This window comes from Marinobacter sp. S0848L (genome assembly GCF_023016065.1).
GTDB lineage: Bacteria > Pseudomonadota > Gammaproteobacteria > Pseudomonadales > Oleiphilaceae > Marinobacter.
Window position 1 is genome coordinate 92,129 of the sequence record NZ_JALKAQ010000005.1, and the last position, 16,042, is coordinate 108,170.

Below are 16,042 nucleotides of genomic sequence, written 5' to 3' on the forward strand. Positions count from 1 at the left end.
TCACAAGCTTTCTCCACTGGAATCGTCGCTGGCTGCATCAACTTCACCTGAGCTTGCCAACCTACCACGGCTCGGTTCCTTGGCGGTCAGGAACATAGCGTCGCCGTAGCTAAAAAAACGATACTTCTGCTCTACCGCTTCGCGGTAGGCTTTCATAATGTTGTCGTACCCGGCAAATGCACTGACCAACATAATCAAGGTCGATTCGGGCAGGTGAAAATTGGTCACCATGGCATCGACGGTATTAAACCGATAACCGGGGAATATGAATATATCCGTCTCCCCCCGGAAAGCACCTAATTGCCCGGACTGGCTGGCCGATTCCAGCGAACGCACGGATGTGGTGCCTACAGCAATCACTCGCCCACCCCTTTCCCGGGTTTGGCGAACCGCCTCAACCGTCTCTTCCGGTACATGCGCAACCTCACTGTGCATGACGTGCTCTTCGATTTTATCGACGCGTACGGGCTGGAAAGTGCCTGCACCCACATGCAAGGTTACGTAGGCGAAGTCTACGCCTTTGGCCTTCAGAGTTTCGAGCAGTGCGTCGTCAAAGTGGAGTCCCGCCGTCGGTGCAGCCACCGCTCCAGCCTCTTGGGCGTACACTGTCTGATAACGCTCGCGATCAGACTGGTCGTCGTCACGCTCCATATACGGAGGAAGCGGCATGTGACCGATGCGTTCAAGCAGATCGAGAATGGGCTCATCGCCTTCGTTCACAAAGCGGAACAACGCATCGTCCCGACCCATCATGGTCAACGAAGAGCCGTCTTCCAGGATAACCTTCTGCCCTTCTTTCAGCGCCTTGGAGGCTCGGGCATGAGCAAGAATCTCACGCTCGCCCAACAATCGCTCAACAAGAACCTCAACACGACCACCGGTTTCTTTTTGACCGAACAGGCGCGCTGGAATAACACGGGTGTTGTTGAAAACGAGAAGGTCACCGGGTTCGAGTAAATCCGGAAGATTCGTAAACTGGAGATGCTGCGTGTGGCCGGAACCCCCATCAAGGGTCAGCAAACGAGAGGCACTGCGTTGTTTGAGCGGATAACGAGCAATCAACTCGTCCGGCAAGTCAAAATGAAAATCGGAGACGTTCATGGGCCGGCTATTTGAGATGCCGTAGGATACGGCCAATAAGTGGTAGCGGCGGGCGGACTCGAACCGCCACTCCCGTTAAGGAAACGGATTTTGAATCCGTCGTGTCTACCAATTTCACCACGCCGCCATCAGGAAGTGGTGGGAATTATACTGAGCCTGAGACTGAAAGCAACACGCAAAGTAAAAAAATTTCCCACTGCCTCAAACAATTACAATCGATCAAATAATGACAGCTGAGAGATCTGTGCAAACGATTGCTGAGCGGCCTGCAACACAAAGCTTTGGAAGCTCAGATTACTGATTGCCTCGGCATAATCAACATCTTGGAGCTGCGACCGAATCTCTTTGGTGTAGAGGGCGGAATCTTCCAAAAACGCACTGGTTGATTCCACTGCATTCATCCGCCCCCCCAATTCAGTTTGTTTCTGAAGGATAGACTCCTGACCATTATCCAGATTGGCTAAGGATTCTGATATGAGGGCGTCGTATTCAGCATTGCCCTTTGGCGAATCCTTCGAGATGTTATCCAGACCCGCTATGAGATTTTCGATGGTGCCGAAAATGGACTGTTTGTCGTTGATGCCGATGGTGAACTCATCTCCCGCAACTGCATCATTGACGGTCATTTCGATCCCGGCCACCTGAAAGGAGTCACCCAATCCGGGTGCGGCGGGTGTTGTTTGCAACGTCGTACCATCACTACGGGTTACCCCTACCACCAACTCATTCGTATTAAGGTCAAGAGCAACCGTGACGGTTAGGTCATTGGGTACGTTCGGCGTGGCCGAATCAAACTCGGCCTGAAGCGCACCTTCATTCTGCAGCGACAGGCCGGAAATAAATCCGTTGGCAGGTTTCGGTTCCTTCACCGAAACTGTGGCGGGAACGTCGCCAAAAACCGCCTTCCCGTGATCACTGATCGGCACTGTCACGCCATCATCTATTTCAAGAACCCGCTGCCCTTCATCTCCGTTATAAGTCCAGGCACCATCTTCTTTAACGAAAGCCGGCGATCCACCCTGGAACCCACTAAAAATATACTCACCCGAAGCATCACGCGTGTTGGCGACATCAGCTAACTGCCCTAGCCGCTCTTTAAGTTCAGACGAAATTGATTTGCGATCATTGGCAGACAGCGAGCCGTTACCGGCTTGTACCGTCAGCTCCCTTACCCGCTGAATAATGTCGATGGCACTGCTCAGCGCACTCTCTTCCTGCTTCAGCCGATTGTTCGCCAGATCGGCGTTACGCTGATAGGTTTCAAGGCGACTCAGATTCTGATCAAGCTTAAGGATGCGCGCGGCCGCTACCGGGTCGTCCGAGGGCTGGTTGACCTTCTTGCCCGTGGAAATCTGCTGCTGGGTTTTGACCAGATCACTATTGATATCCTGCATCCGGTTGATACCACCGGAGAAGATTTGCTGTGATGAAATACGGACCATTTTACCTTACCCCACCTTACCGGAAGCTTTGCAGCAACGTGTTAAACAAGTCCTGCGCCACCGACATAACTTGCGCCGACGCGTTGTAAGCTGCCTGATACTGGATCAGCTTACCTGCCTCTTCATCCAGATTGACCCCGGATACCGATTCCCGCTGGTTATTGGACTGCTCCAGCAGTGTTTGCCCTGCCGCCTTATCAAGTTGGCTCTGGCGGGTTTTCACGCCCACGTCTTCCACCAAGCCGGCGTACCCTTCGGCAAAGTTCTGGCTGCCACCGTTCAAGGTGTTGGCCGTTCCTAAAGCCGCCAGAAATTCAGCGTTGCGGTTATCGGAAACGCCGTTTTTATTGAAGTCGATGACAAATTCATCGCCCACAGCCGGCTCGCCCGTCATTTCAAACTGATAGCCCTGATACGCGGAGCCCGCACTTGGGTCATTACTTAAAAAAGGCTCTGGCTTTTTAGGATCATACGTGCCGATTTCTACAACGCCGGAATCGCCAGGAGCGTAGGGAACTGCAGGATCAACAGGAGTCGCAATTGAAGAATCAGTAATTACATACTTGTATGTTCCAGTACTCGCATCGAAATCAGTAAACGTAACGGCAAGTGGGCCATTAGTCAGTTCGCCTTGTGTCTGGAAGCCGGGCAACAACGCATTGGTATTCGGGTTTCGGACATTCAGCATTTTGCCCTGAGAAATTGATGCCGTTCCGAGATTCCCCTCCGCCGCACTCGCACGAATCGGACTAGCAAACGCAAGATCTTCTTCCCGACGAACGTTCAAAGCAATATTTGCCGCCGCATTTCGGCTGGGCTGAATCAGGTACTCATCACCCGGATTGAAATCGCCACCTTCAATCCGAATATTGAAGCCCGGCATGCTGATTTCAGACTGAACCGGGTCTGGTAATCGCCCTTGGCGTGCCACTTCGCCTGTTGAGGCATCGACCAACTGATAACTCTTTCCGTCACCACTAAACTTCAATGACCAGGTACCCGCCGCCAACAAACTGCTGTCGGTTATCTCGACGGCCAGCTGGGCGTTTTGAGGCTCTGCGTTGCCGCCGTTCGCAATCACTCGGCTGCGCTGAAACTCAACGCTGTTTATATCGGTGAAGAAGTTGCCGCCTAAATCACCTTCCAGATCCATACCGATTTCATGCTGGTGGTTAATAGCGGATGAAATCCCGATCGCCAAACGCCCAAGCTCATCAAACGCCGGGCGCAAAGCTTCTCGCTCGAAGCGGCGCAAGCCACCCAATGACCCACCCTGAATCTGGTCATCAACCTGCAACATACGCCCACCGCTGGTAAGCGTGAATTCCAACTGGGCAGGGTCTTGCGCACTGGTTCTCGTGCCCAATTGCGCCGCATCGGACCCAGTCACGAGCGACTGACCGTTAGCCAACGACACGTTCACTTGGCTGCCATCCGCATGGGTCACCCGGATACCGACTAGCGCCGACAACTCCCGAAGGTTTTCGTCACGTTTATCCATTAACTCAAGCGGCATTTTGCCCTGAGCAATACCCGGTGATTCGGAAATTGCCAGGTTCAGATCGGCAATATTTTTAATCAGCGTGTTAGCATCTTTTACGCCCTGCTGCATTTGAGTCTTCACCGACTCACGCTGCTGGATGAACTGCTCGTTCAGCGCTTGGAAACGGTTTACCACTTGCTGGGCTTCGCTTAGTACTAGCTGGCGCTGTGGTAGAGACGTTGGGTCTTCCGCGGCATTTTGCAGAGACGCAAAGAAGTTGTTCAGCGCATTACTCAGCCCGGTGCTTTCACCGCCAAGCAGGTTGTCCAGCTGGGTAAGCTCGGCATTAAGGGCGTTCTGCTCCCCAAACAACGTGCTGTCTTCGCGCAACTGCTGCGTGAGGTATTCGTTTGCCAGACGGCGAATGTTCTCGATCGACACGCCAGTGCCAACGGTGCCCGCTCCCGTGCGATTGCCTTCCTGAGTCGCAAACTGGACCTCTTGGCGGCTATAGCCCGGTGTGTTGGCGTTGGTGATGTTATTGGCCGTGGTATTCAGGGCGCTCTGGTGACTGAGTACTCCCGACAAGCCTATCCCGATTAATCCTGCCATGACCTTTTACTCCTTTATCCCGCCGTTGCCCATGGACAACGTCATCAGGGAATCACGATTCATAATCCGGCGAATCTTGGAACCGTATTCCGGGTCGGTGGCGTAACCAGCTTGCTGCAGTTTTTCTGCGAAGATTTCAGGCTCGCCTGCTGAAGAAAGCACATCGTTATAACGAGGATTGCTTTGAAGGAACGCCACATAGTCACGGAAACTGGCCTCGTAATCCGGATACGCCCGGAAGTCGGCACGCTCTTTCATCGCAACACCGCCACGAAACTCGGTGGTTGTAATGGTGACGGCATCTCCATTCCAGCGGCTGTCCGCTTTGATGCCGAACAGGTTGAAACTCGGTTCGTTTCCATCACCTTCAATCATGTGCTTGCCCCACCCTGTTTCCAGCGCGGCTTGCGCAACCATCAAGCGAGGGTCAATACCACTCTCTCGGCCAATGCGCTGGGCAAAGGGCATCAATTCACTGACGAAATGCTCTGGGCTCTCAAAGGTGGCCGGCAATTGAGTATTAGGGTTCAATTCAGCAACATCCTCGGGCAAGGTCCGCACCACCTCTTCTACCGCTTTCATCCGTTCCGGCAAGGCTGGAGAAATTGCAGGCAAAGTACGGTCGTAATCCGCCAGCGTGGCCTTGTGTCCGGCCAGTTTTTCGCCGTTCGGCGCAACACCGGGAATGCTCTCACCCAACTGCCGAACCAGCGCCTCCGCCAAACCGGTTCCTGAACCGCTGGCCATGCTCAGACTGATCTGGCTATCAAACATATCCCGATAGAATTCGCTCTCATTACTGTTCAGGTAATTGCCTTCAGCGAACACTTCGCCGGCTTTGCGCATGGACTTCAGCATTTCCGACAGGAACAGGCTTTCAAACTGTTTGGCCACCTCTTCGAGCGCTGCTTTTTTGTCGCTGCGCGCCTGGGTTTTCAGTGCATTTAGGCCGCTGAAATCCGTGTATACCTGAGCTTGTTGAACGCGATGATCCTGCATGACGCCCCCTAGATCACAACCAGCTCGGCTCGCAACGCGCCAGCCTGTTTGAGAGCTTCCAGCACCGCCATCACATCGCCTGGCGCCGCACCGACCTGATTAACCGCCTGAACGATCTCGTTCAGCGTTGTGGCAGGGCCAAACTGGAACATTCGGGCGGGGTCTTCGGTGATTGCAATTTGGGTGTTGGGCTGTACCTCTGTATCGCCGCCAGCAAAGGGATCAGGCTGCACAACTTCCGGGTTTTCCTGAATGGTCACGGTTAAGTTGCCATGAGTAATTGCTGCCGGGCTTACTTTCACATTCTGTCCGACCACAATCGTGCCGGTGCGGCTGTTGATGACCACTTTGGCGGATTCCTCCGCAGGCTCAACCTCGATATTTTCGACGATCGACAAAAAGCTCACTCGCTGGGAAGGATCCCGAGGCGCTCTCACCGAGATTGATGTAGGGTCGTGCGCGTAGGCCATATCCGGCCCCAAACGGCTATTGATCGCCTCGACAACCCGGCGAGCGGTTGTGAAATCCGAGCGAAGCAAATTGAAAGTGATGGTATCTCCACGGTTAAACGGTGACGCCACTTCGCGCTCAATGGTCGCTCCGTTAGGAATGCGCCCCACACTGGGCACGTTCACAGTGATGCGTGAACCATCTAATCCCTGCGCACCGAAGCCACCCACAACCAAGCTGCCTTGAGCCATGGCATACACCTGACCGTCTGCGCCTTTGAGCGGCGTCATTAACAAGGTGCCACCACGCAGGCTGTCAGCATTCCCGATCGACGAAACGGTGATATCCAATTCCTGACCAGACTTGGCGAAGGCAGGCAAGGTCGCACTCACCGTGACGGCCGCAACGTTTGCAAGCTTTGGGTTAACGCCGTCCGGCAGAGTAATGCCGAACTGATTCATCATGTTCCGGAAAGTCTGGTTGGTGAACGGGGCTTTATCGCCCGTACCGTCCAACCCTACCACCAAGCCATAACCAATCAGCTGGTTGTTTCGAACCCCTTTCACTTTCGCCAGATCTTTTAGACGATCCGCGGCAACCGGCGACGCCATCACCGTCAGCATCGTAAAAAGCACACAAAGTTTGCGGATCATAGCGGCCACCACTCACTGTTAAAGAAGCGGGCCAGCCAGCCCATTTGATTGGCTTGATCAAAGTCGCCGGTGCCACCGTAAGCAAACCGGGCATCGGCGATTCGATTGGATGCCACCGTGTTGTCCGGCGCAATATCCTGCGGACGAACCATGCCGGTCAGGCGGATATATTCATCGCCATTAGTCAGGGAGAGCCATTTTTCACCGCGGATACGCAGCACGCCGTTCGGCAACACTTCGGTTACCGTCACCGTAATGCTGCCCGCCAAGCTATTGCTTTGATCCGCCTCGGCGGCGCCCTGGAAGTCCCGCTCAAGATTGGCTGAAGCATTGAGGCCAATGTTGTTCTTACCGAAGAGATTCGGCTCCGGCAGGCTTAGCTCCTGATCTTTAGTGATCTTGGTTTCGGCATTTTTGCTGGCACGAGTGGACTCTTCCAACAAGACCGTCAGCACGTCGCCAACGTTCAGGGCTTTGGTATCCCCGTAAATATTGTAGTTACGGGACACCTGATAGATAGAGCCGGAATCCGGGTCTCGCTGCATCATCGCCTGGGCGCGCACCGGCGCATAGGCCGGATCGTCGGGCACAGCACGAGGGCGGGTCATGGCGGTGCAGCCCTGTAGGATCATCAGGCCTCCTACCAATACCAGTGTGGCCACACGCTTTGCTGTCCAGGTTTGATGATTGCGTTTCATAACTTACCCGATATTGTTGGTAATGAACTGAAGCATTTGGTCTGTGGTGGACACCACCTTAGAGTTCATTTCGTAAGCACGCTGAGTGGTGATCATGTTGACCAACTCTTCCACCACTTCCACATTCGACGACTCAACGGTGCCCTGTTCGATGGTGCCAATTCCCGCTAAACCAGGCTCCCCTTCCTGAGGATCGCCACTGGCATTGGTTTCCTTGAACAGGTTGTTACCAATCGCCTGCAACCCTTGCGGGTTGATAAAGTTCACCAACGTAATCTGACCAAGATTGACCGGTGCGGCTTGGTCGTCCGTCACCGCGGTAACCGTGCCATCACGACCGATAGTTACATTGGTGGTGTCTTCCGGCACGTTGATGTTTGGCTCCAGCGGATAACCATCTGGCGTTACCACATCGCCATCGGAATTCAACTGGAACTGGCCGTCCCGGGTGTAAGCAATCTGGCCATCAGGCATGGCTATCTGGAAGAAACCGCGACCGTTCACCGCCATATCCAGGGGTTGCTCGGTAATCTGCAGATTGCCTTGGCTGAACTGTTTTGCCGTACCGACCACTCGTACACCAGTACCCAGCTGCAGGCCGGACGGCAGTTCAGTATTCTCGGTGCTCATGCCACCGGGCTGCCGGTTGATCTGATACAGCAGATCCTGAAACACCGCACGATCCCGCTTGAAACCGGTGGTGTTCACGTTCGCCAGGTTGTTGGAGATGGTGGACAGGTTGGTATCCTGTGCGCTTAACCCGGTTTTACTGACCCATAGTGCTGGATGCATGTTTCTACTCCTTACCTTGCCGGCTGCCGAGGCGGCCATTGTTTGCCGCTTACTGCCGGCCGGTGATGCTTAATTCAGCGTTATCAGAGGTTCTGCAACAGCCGTGCCGTTGCTTCGGAATTCTCGTTGGCGGTGGACATAACTTTCACCTGCATCTCGTATTGGCGAGACAACTGCAGATTGGAAATCATCTCTTCCACGGCATTGACGTTGGAGCTCTCCAAAAACCCGGTCGCAACGCGCATATTGGCGTCCGCGGGCTCAACCCCGCCAATCGCCTGCCCCGGCTTACGGCGGATAAACCCGTCCAAACCCTTTTCCAAAGCATCGGCGGGTGGGTTCACCAATTTCAAACGATCAACTTCCACTAACTGATCCGGCGGGCCACCCACCGGAACAACGGAAACCGTGCCATCAGCCCCGATCAACAGGTCATCGAACGGTGGCAAAGCAACTGGGCCACCATTGCCCAGCACCAACTCGCCACTGGGCATGCGAACCAACCCATTCACATCCACCTGAAGGCTGCCACTGCGGGTGAACACTTCTTCGCCTTGATTGTTCTGAACCGCCAACCAACCGTCGCCTTCAACCGCAACGTCGAGTTTTCGGCCGGTATCCATTAAAGCGCCAGCGGAAAGATCGGTACCCGGGCGTTCCGTCATGGCATAGGCGCGGGTAGGATGATGCTCACCAAACACCGGCATGCTGCGGGCCTGAGCAAAATCCTTCTTGAACCCCGTGGTGTTCACGTTGGCGAGGTTATTAGCGTGGGCACGCTGGGCCAGCATGTTCTGCTTGGCGCCAGACATTCCAATGTAGAGGGCTTTATCCATGGGCAAACTCCTGCCGGAATTTTGACTGTTTCCAGTCTTCCTGCAGGAGTCATGCCATGTTTACTTAGACGGGTTAGCGGAGGTTGATGACGGTTTGGGTGACCGCGTCAGAGGTTTCAATGGTCTTGGCGTTCGCCTGATAGTTGCGCTGAGCAATGATCAGGTTGACGAGCTCGGCTGAAAGATCAACGTTGGATTCTTCAACCGAACTGGCCTTGATTGACCCCAAGGTTCCGGTATCCGGCGCACCGATCACCGGCTGTCCGGATTCAAAAGATTCAACCCAGGTGGTATCGCCTACCGGCGACAAACCGTTGGTATTGTTAAAGGCTGCCAGCGCAACCTGCCCCAGCGCTTTGGATTGGCCATTGGTGTAGCGGGCAAAGATAACCCCTTCACCGGACACGTCCAGCCCTGACAAACGCCCGGTTGTGTAGCCGTTTTGCTGTTGGTCATTTACACCAAAAGATGCGCCGTACTGAGTAGTATTCCCCAAGTCAATCACGAATGCCGAGGAGGTTGGGGGATCAGGGATCGGCGTAACAACGGCCTGACCTTGCCCGAGCGGGCCGTCGGCACCATTAGGATCACCGTTCGGGTCTTTGGGTACCCAGTCAGAAACAACAATTTCACCATTCGGATCACCGTTTATTGACTGCAATGTACCGTCTTCCGTGAACCTCGCTGTAAAAGGCGAGTTAGCTGTATTCGCGACCATCTCGCCATCGATCTGCAAATAAATCGACCACTCGCTCACCCCAACTCCATTCCCCGGAGAAGGGTTCTTCACAAAAAACTGGGTAAGCTCATGGGAGTTGCCCAGACTATCGTAAATCGTTGTCGAAGTAGCGTGGTTATAAGTACGCTGATCTAGCGGATTAAACGAATTCGTAATGTCGAGTTCTCCGGCATCAAACGCATCTACGAGCAAGCTGGTGACAGTTGGATCTGCTGGATCCGTTGTCGCAACGTTCTGCACACTCCGATCGGTAGATACGCTTAGCTCACCCGCTTTTGAATAATCAGTTTTGCCGCCGTCCCCATAACTAACCGTAAGGTTTGAACCTCGGTTTTCAATAATCCGAACGTCCTGAACCACATTGCCAGCCGCATCAAGAATCGGGTCGCCATTGCCATCCACTGCGTCAACAAGGGCGGCAGACAAAGAGGTTGTGCCTGATGAATTTATGGCTTCAACAAGCCCGGCTTTGGTTGTCACACCCGCTGTTGCTATTGGTATGTTTTGACCATCTATCGCGATTGAAAATTGAAAATCCGCACCATTCAACGCTGCTTCAAGCTGCGCAATATTATCTGCAGGCGACCCTGGTACTCCTACAGCATCCGTAGAGAAAGCAAAAGGAGTCGTTGCTGAAGATGAAACACCCGGAATGTCGTTTAGCAGCCCCGCAACCTCACGAGCGGTTATGTCGCGCGTTCCACCAGCTCCATCGCTCACTTCCCCCGGAATGGTGACAGGCTGATTTGGCCGACCATCGGCGTAAACAACGACAAAGGTATCGCCGCCGGGTATCAATGAGCTCATCGAGACATCGCCAAGCTGAGTCACTCGTGACTCCAAAACAGACTGTCGGGAATCTAGGTTCAAGTCCGTTCTAAGATTGGTCGTCCGCCGAGGAGCAAGATTGTCTGCCTCGATTTTCAAATCACCACGAATTCCTGACATATTACCAGCGCCATCCGCCGTGTACCCCTGAACCTTCATATTCTGGTTATTAACCACGAATCCGTCTTTATCAATTCCGAACTGGCCAGCCCGTGAGTAACGGGTTTCACCGTTATTACTCAGGATAAAAAAGCCATCGCCGCTGATGGCCATGTCCAGCCCGCTATCGGTAAAGCTGATATTGCCTTGGCCAAATGACTGCTTAACATCCTGTACCCGAACACCATCACCAATCGGGTTCGTTCCGCCACTCAAAAAGCCGTTCGCGTACAAGTCGCCGAACTGCACTTTGCTGCCTTTAAAGCCGACAGTACTGGCGTTTGCAATATTATTGCCGGTTACGTCAAGATCCACCGATGCGGCCCGCAGACCACTTAATCCTGTATTAAATGCCATGACTTATACCTCCTGGTCCGACACCGGTTCAGTTAATTTGTTTTACATCCGACAGGGCAATGGAGCCCATGCCGGCGAGATTCAATGTGATAGAGCCACCGTTGTTCAGAGACACACTGTCTACGTTCGCGCTGACCATGGTACCCAACTGCTGCGGCCCGGATGGGTAACTACCCTGTGCAACAATTTGGTAAGGGCCTTGCGGCAAAGCATTGCCGTTGCCGTCTTGGCCGTCCCAACGGAAGGACACCACGCCGGCCTGACTGGCCCCCATATCGATCTGTCGTACAAGCTCTCCCGACTGATTCATTACAGACAATCGCAAGCCACCGGTAGAGGCTGGAACGTCGATAGTGCCGGTCACTTCACCCTCTGCGCCGAGAATGCCCACGCTAGAAGGTGCAAGAACCGTTTTTCCCACCATCGCGGAGGCCTGCAACGCCTGACTTGAACGGAACTGGCCAGCCACTTCATCCACCGTACCGGTGAGGTTCTGCATCTCTTCCAAGGAGCTGAACTGAGCCAACTGGGAGATGAAGTCACCATTGTCTTGCGGCTCCAGCGGGTTCTGGTTTTTCATCTGCGCCAGCATTAGTTCCATGAAGGCATCTTTACCAAGCTCGCTACCACCCTGAGCCTTACTGTCCTGCTGTACCCGATACTGGCCCAGCACATCGGCGGCAGACGCTGAATTTACTGCACTCATCATTCTCTCCTCGCCCTGTTACTGCTGACCCAGCGTCAAGATACGCTGCATCATGGATTTCGCGGTGTTCATCACGTCTACGTTCATCTGAAAGCTGCGCGATGACGACATCATGTCGGCCATTTCTTCAACCACGTTTACGTTTGGATAGAAAACGTACCCGTCTTCATTCGCTGCCGGGTGGTTGGGCTCGTAGCGCATTTGCAACTCAGCATCACTCTCAACAATTCCTTCAACCCGCACTCCAGCACCTGCTCCGTCTTGCGCGGCGGTGCCAAACGTCTGTTGATCGGGATTCAACATGGATTGCTGAATCGCCGCGAACACCGGTTTGCGCGCACGATAGGTGCCTTCCGTGCTGGAACTGGCAGTTTCAGCATTGGCAATGTTCGAGGCGGTAGTGTTCAGCCGCAGGGACTGTGCGGTCATGCCTGAACCCGCAATGTCGAAAATATTACCCAGTGACATGACTGTCTCCTTCAATCAAAAATGGCTGCGGCTTATTCACCTTTCAGGGCTTTGGTGAGTCCTGAAAACTTGCTGCTGAGAAACTGGAAGCTGGCTTGATAGTCCATGGCATTACGCATGAAACGGGATTGTTCCTGCTGCGCATCCACGGTATTACCATCAACCGAGGGTTGGTGAGGGTTGCGGTACAGCAACTCACCGTCGGCTCCGCCTGTACCGGAAGCGTCTATGTGTGAGCTGTGGGTAGTGGCCATCTGTACACCGCTCATTTCATTCTGGGCTTTCTGCATCATGGCGCGGAAGTCGATGTCCCGCGCTTTGTAGCCCGGGGTATCGGCATTCGCCAGATTATTGGCCAACACTTCTGCACGCTTGACGCGGCCTTGAAGCGCCTGCTCATGAATACCCAATGCGCTATCGAATGAAATTGCCATCACTGCCTCCAGAAATCTGCTCCGGCTTTGGATCACTCTGTGATTGCCGGTTTTGCGTTCTGGAGGAGATAAAGCAAGCGGAATGCCAAAACCAAAAAAGCCTGCAAAAATGAAGGCTTCATGAGGTATTGAGAGGTGGTTTTGAGCCTGATTGAACCGGCAATACGGTTTCAGGTTAACCAAAGGCGGCAAGCTGTTTCCTCACTCTGCCGCCCCATAGTCACAAGTTCCAGGGGCGGGACTGATCGGGCCCTAACCACTCCTCAACGAACTCGCTGCTCGAAGGTCTTGGAACCGGAGGCTTATGGGATGAAATTGTGCCTGTATAAAGAAAGCCGGTTATAATCTCATCCTCCGCCAAACCAAGCCCCTCACGCACGGAAGAGTCGTAGGCGAACGCACCCGAACGCCACATAATGCCGTAACCTGCATCTGACAATGCCAGCGACAAAAAAGACATTCCCGAAGCTGCGGACATGACCTGTTCGATATCCGGAACCTTTTTATGGGGCTTTGGCGACGCGATACCCACAATCACCATGGGTGCACGTAGCGGTGCCTTTCTGGCGTTTTCCCGGGCCTTTTCGGTGGCACCCACTCCGCAAGACTGCGCAAACAGATCCCCAAGCGCCGCCAGTGCGACGCCCTCAATAACGAGATATCGCCACGGGCGCAGTAGCGCATGATCAGGCGCTCGTGCTGCGCACTGGAGCGCCTGATCAACCACATCCCGGGGCGGAGCTGGTGCTTCTAACCGCGGCTCTGACGAGCGCTCCATAAGAAACTGGGTAATAGAACTCATATCTTCTCGCTTGTTTATACAAGTATGTGCAAAATCGTTCTGTCTGTTGACCTGGGTTAATTGTGACTAATACTTAATGCTGTTAACCTTTAGTCGCAAATACTATCAATAAAAACTTTTGGCACTCACCATGAGCTACACTCAATTAAATTACAGCGCTGAAAAACAGGACGTTTCTACGTTCAGCGTGGCCGTATGGGTGCACCAGTAAGATGATGAGTGCTCCGGCTGAGCTTCGCAACGTTTCCGCCAATTCCGGCAAGGTTTCGTTAAACGACCCCTACGATAACACGGTCGTCATTCCGCCGATGCCAGACTACAGTGGGCGCATTCTGGCCTACACATCCACCTCCCTTGTAATCGCCACAGGCGTTTTTCAGGACTGTTTCGCGCACTGGCTTTTATGGCTCGTGGCTACGGGTATGGTTTGGCCCCACGTTGCCCACTACATCTCGCGCCGCACGTTCCTGAAAAACTCGCCGCGCATTCGTCAGAAAATGCTACTTCTGGACTGCGTTTCCGGCGGCTCTTTAATCGGGGCTATGGGCCTGGTTGCTATTCCCACCACCGCGATAGTTCTCATGCTGATGTTCAGTTGCCTGATTGTCGGCGGCGTACGCCAATGGCTTATTGGTACCGCCCTGACCGGCGCTTCGCTGGCCGCTACCGTTGCGGCTCTGGGTACCGCGGATAATCTGCAGGCCCCGCTTCTGACAAGCGTGATCGCCGTAGTGGCAACCGGTGTATATATTTGTGTGACAGCCTACTACTCTCACGTTCAGGCAAGAGCTCTGCTCTACGCCAAAACCCAGATCCAGAACCAGCGGGAGCAATCCATTGCGCTGTCCCACAAACTGTCCAAATACCTGTCTCCGCAGGTCTGGCAATCCATTTTTACCGGCGAACGTGATGTTCGGCTTGAAACTCAGCGCAAGAAGCTGGCGGTATTCTTTTCCGATATCAAAGGCTTCACAGAACTGTCTGAAGAAATGGAGCCCGAGGCGCTTACCGAACTTCTGAATCACTACTTTAACGAAATGTCGCAAGTGGCACTGCGCTACGGCGGCACCATCGACAAATTCGTTGGCGATTCCATCATGGTGTTTTTCGGGGACCCAACCAGTCGCGGCCAGCGCGAAGATGCGTTTGCGTGTGTATCTATGGCCATCGACATGCGCAAACACATGAAAATCATGCGGCAAAAATGGCGTAGTCAGGGCATCAAAACCCCTCTGGAAATTCGCATGGGCATCAGCACTGGCTACACCACGGTGGGTAACTTCGGTGCCGAGAATCGCATGGATTACACCATTATCGGTAAAGAAGTGAATCTGGCCAGCCGGCTCGAGTCCTTGGCCGAAGCTGGCGAGATTCTGATTTCATATGAGACGTTTTCACTAATCAAAGACCGCATCATGTGCCGGGACAAAGGCGAAATCACGGTAAAAGGCTTCGGCAAACCGGTACCTATTTACGAAGTGGTCGATTTCCGCCGTGACATGGGGCCGAACCGCAGCTTCCTGGAACACGAACACAGTGGCTTTGCCATGTATCTGGATTCAGACAAAATCACGGATCGTGAGCGCACTGCCATTCTCACGGCGCTCGAAGATGCGGCTGATCGCCTTCGCCAGGAAGACGAAACAGAATAACTCTCGCTTTACTGCCGAACCAATCTGGGCCCTAATCCATCTTGTGGACTGGTACTTCTCCAAGGGTTGATATCCAACCCGCCCCGGCGAGTGTAGCGCGCGCACACCATCAACTCCGAAGGTTTACACCGCTGCATCAAATCGGTGAAAACGGTTTCTACGCAGTGTTCATGGAAGTCCTGCTTCTGCCTAAAACTGATGATGTAGCGAAGCAGTCCGGCTCGATCAATCGCGGCGCCCGTGTAGCGTATAAAGATTGTTGCCCAATCCGGTTGCCCCGTTACCGGGCAATTACTCTTCAACAAATGAGAGCACAGCCCCTCCGTCACTTCAGGGCCATTGGCTGACAACGAATCCGGCGCGTACTCGTAGACAACCTCGTCCACCGCTTCGTTATCAACCAGCTCGCAGCCTTCAGGCCGCCCCACTGCTTCGGCGGTTTCGTCAACACTGCGCATCTGCACGTGAACCGCACCACCACATACCTTAGACAAGTCTCGAGTAATTGTCTCGGCGACTTGCTTTTCCGACGAAAAAACATGTTGATTCAGCGAGTTGACGTACAGTTTTAACGATTTACTTTCAACAATTGAAGGAGATGCAGCAGGAAAGCGAATCTCCGCCCAAGCCACCACCGGGACACCGCCCGGACGTAACCAAGACAGCTCCCACGCCTGCCACATGTCTTCCCCAAACCAGGGCCAGCGCCCATCCTCAAGTCCGATACGACGTCGGTTTTCTTCCCGGGCCACCGGAAACAACAGCGAAGGATCGTACTGATCCGGGTAATCGCTGGATTTGCCCAGCGGTGCGTTATCAAGTGCCATATCA

The 16,042-nt window shown here is 53.8% G+C and carries 15 protein-coding genes and 1 tRNA gene; 1 reads left to right on the top strand and 15 read right to left on the bottom strand.

The window, feature by feature from the left end; translation table 11 throughout:
- From queA to MWU64_RS08360, 14 genes are all read right to left on the bottom strand, one after another.
- Positions 1-1,101 (bottom strand): tRNA preQ1(34) S-adenosylmethionine ribosyltransferase-isomerase QueA, encoded by a 1,101-nt coding sequence (gene queA, locus MWU64_RS08295; protein WP_247063408.1) that lies wholly within the window; start codon positions 1,099-1,101, stop codon positions 1-3.
- 40 nt (positions 1,102-1,141) lie between these two features.
- Positions 1,142-1,228, bottom strand: a tRNA-Leu gene (locus MWU64_RS08300).
- Between the two features lie 82 nt (positions 1,229-1,310).
- Positions 1,311-2,543: a flagellar hook-associated protein FlgL gene (gene flgL, locus MWU64_RS08305; RefSeq protein WP_247063409.1), complete on the bottom strand. Its 1,233-nt coding sequence runs from the start codon at positions 2,541-2,543 to the stop codon at positions 1,311-1,313.
- 16 nt (positions 2,544-2,559) lie between these two features.
- Positions 2,560-4,638: a flagellar hook-associated protein FlgK gene (gene flgK / locus MWU64_RS08310; RefSeq protein ID WP_247063411.1), complete on the bottom strand. Its 2,079-nt coding sequence runs from the start codon at positions 4,636-4,638 to the stop codon at positions 2,560-2,562.
- 6 nt (positions 4,639-4,644) lie between these two features.
- Entirely contained in the window at positions 4,645-5,637 is a 993-nt protein-coding gene (gene flgJ, locus MWU64_RS08315) for a flagellar assembly peptidoglycan hydrolase FlgJ (protein WP_247063413.1), read from the bottom strand.
- An 8-nt stretch (positions 5,638-5,645) separates the two neighbouring features.
- Positions 5,646-6,740 carry a flagellar basal body P-ring protein FlgI gene (locus MWU64_RS08320; protein ID WP_247063415.1) on the bottom strand — a complete coding sequence of 365 codons (1,095 nt, stop codon included), beginning with the start codon at positions 6,738-6,740 and terminating at the stop codon, positions 5,646-5,648.
- Positions 6,737-7,438 (bottom strand): flagellar basal body L-ring protein FlgH, encoded by a 702-nt coding sequence (flgH, locus tag MWU64_RS08325; RefSeq protein ID WP_247063417.1) that lies wholly within the window; start codon positions 7,436-7,438, stop codon positions 6,737-6,739. The genes MWU64_RS08320 and flgH overlap by 4 nt, the downstream gene beginning before the upstream one ends.
- Positions 7,439-7,441: 3 nt before the next feature.
- Positions 7,442-8,230 carry a flagellar basal-body rod protein FlgG gene (gene flgG / locus MWU64_RS08330; protein WP_199007328.1) on the bottom strand — a complete coding sequence of 263 codons (789 nt, stop codon included), beginning with the start codon at positions 8,228-8,230 and terminating at the stop codon, positions 7,442-7,444.
- An 83-nt stretch (positions 8,231-8,313) separates the two neighbouring features.
- Positions 8,314-9,066, bottom strand: a complete 753-nt coding sequence (locus tag MWU64_RS08335; RefSeq protein ID WP_114335604.1) for a flagellar basal body rod protein FlgF — start codon at positions 9,064-9,066, stop codon at positions 8,314-8,316.
- A 73-nt stretch (positions 9,067-9,139) separates the two neighbouring features.
- The gene (locus tag MWU64_RS08340) at positions 9,140-11,149 is read right to left on the bottom strand and encodes a flagellar hook-basal body complex protein (RefSeq protein ID WP_247063419.1); all 2,010 of its coding nucleotides are present in this window, start codon (positions 11,147-11,149) and stop codon (positions 9,140-9,142) included.
- Between the two features lie 28 nt (positions 11,150-11,177).
- Complete coding sequence (locus tag MWU64_RS08345; RefSeq protein WP_247063421.1) at positions 11,178-11,855, bottom strand: flagellar hook assembly protein FlgD; 678 nt, start codon at positions 11,853-11,855, stop codon at positions 11,178-11,180.
- Between the two features lie 18 nt (positions 11,856-11,873).
- Positions 11,874-12,323 carry a flagellar basal body rod protein FlgC gene (gene flgC, locus MWU64_RS08350; RefSeq protein WP_247063423.1) on the bottom strand — a complete coding sequence of 150 codons (450 nt, stop codon included), beginning with the start codon at positions 12,321-12,323 and terminating at the stop codon, positions 11,874-11,876.
- Positions 12,324-12,355: 32 nt separating this feature from the next.
- Positions 12,356-12,757 carry a flagellar basal body rod protein FlgB gene (gene flgB / locus MWU64_RS08355; RefSeq protein ID WP_247063425.1) on the bottom strand — a complete coding sequence of 134 codons (402 nt, stop codon included), beginning with the start codon at positions 12,755-12,757 and terminating at the stop codon, positions 12,356-12,358.
- Between the two features lie 220 nt (positions 12,758-12,977).
- Complete coding sequence (locus tag MWU64_RS08360) at positions 12,978-13,559, bottom strand: nitroreductase (protein WP_247063426.1); 582 nt, start codon at positions 13,557-13,559, stop codon at positions 12,978-12,980.
- Positions 13,560-13,771: 212 nt separating this feature from the next.
- Between MWU64_RS08360 and MWU64_RS08365 the strand changes: the two genes are divergently transcribed.
- Entirely contained in the window at positions 13,772-15,211 is a 1,440-nt protein-coding gene (locus tag MWU64_RS08365) for an adenylate/guanylate cyclase domain-containing protein (RefSeq protein ID WP_247063427.1), read from the top strand.
- Positions 15,212-15,219: 8 nt separating this feature from the next.
- Here the strand turns inward: MWU64_RS08365 and queF are convergent, their stop codons facing one another.
- A complete protein-coding gene (gene queF, locus MWU64_RS08370) occupies positions 15,220-16,038 on the bottom strand; it encodes an NADPH-dependent 7-cyano-7-deazaguanine reductase QueF (RefSeq protein WP_247063431.1) in 819 nt (272 codons plus the stop codon).
- Positions 16,039-16,042: the final 4 nt, after the last annotated feature.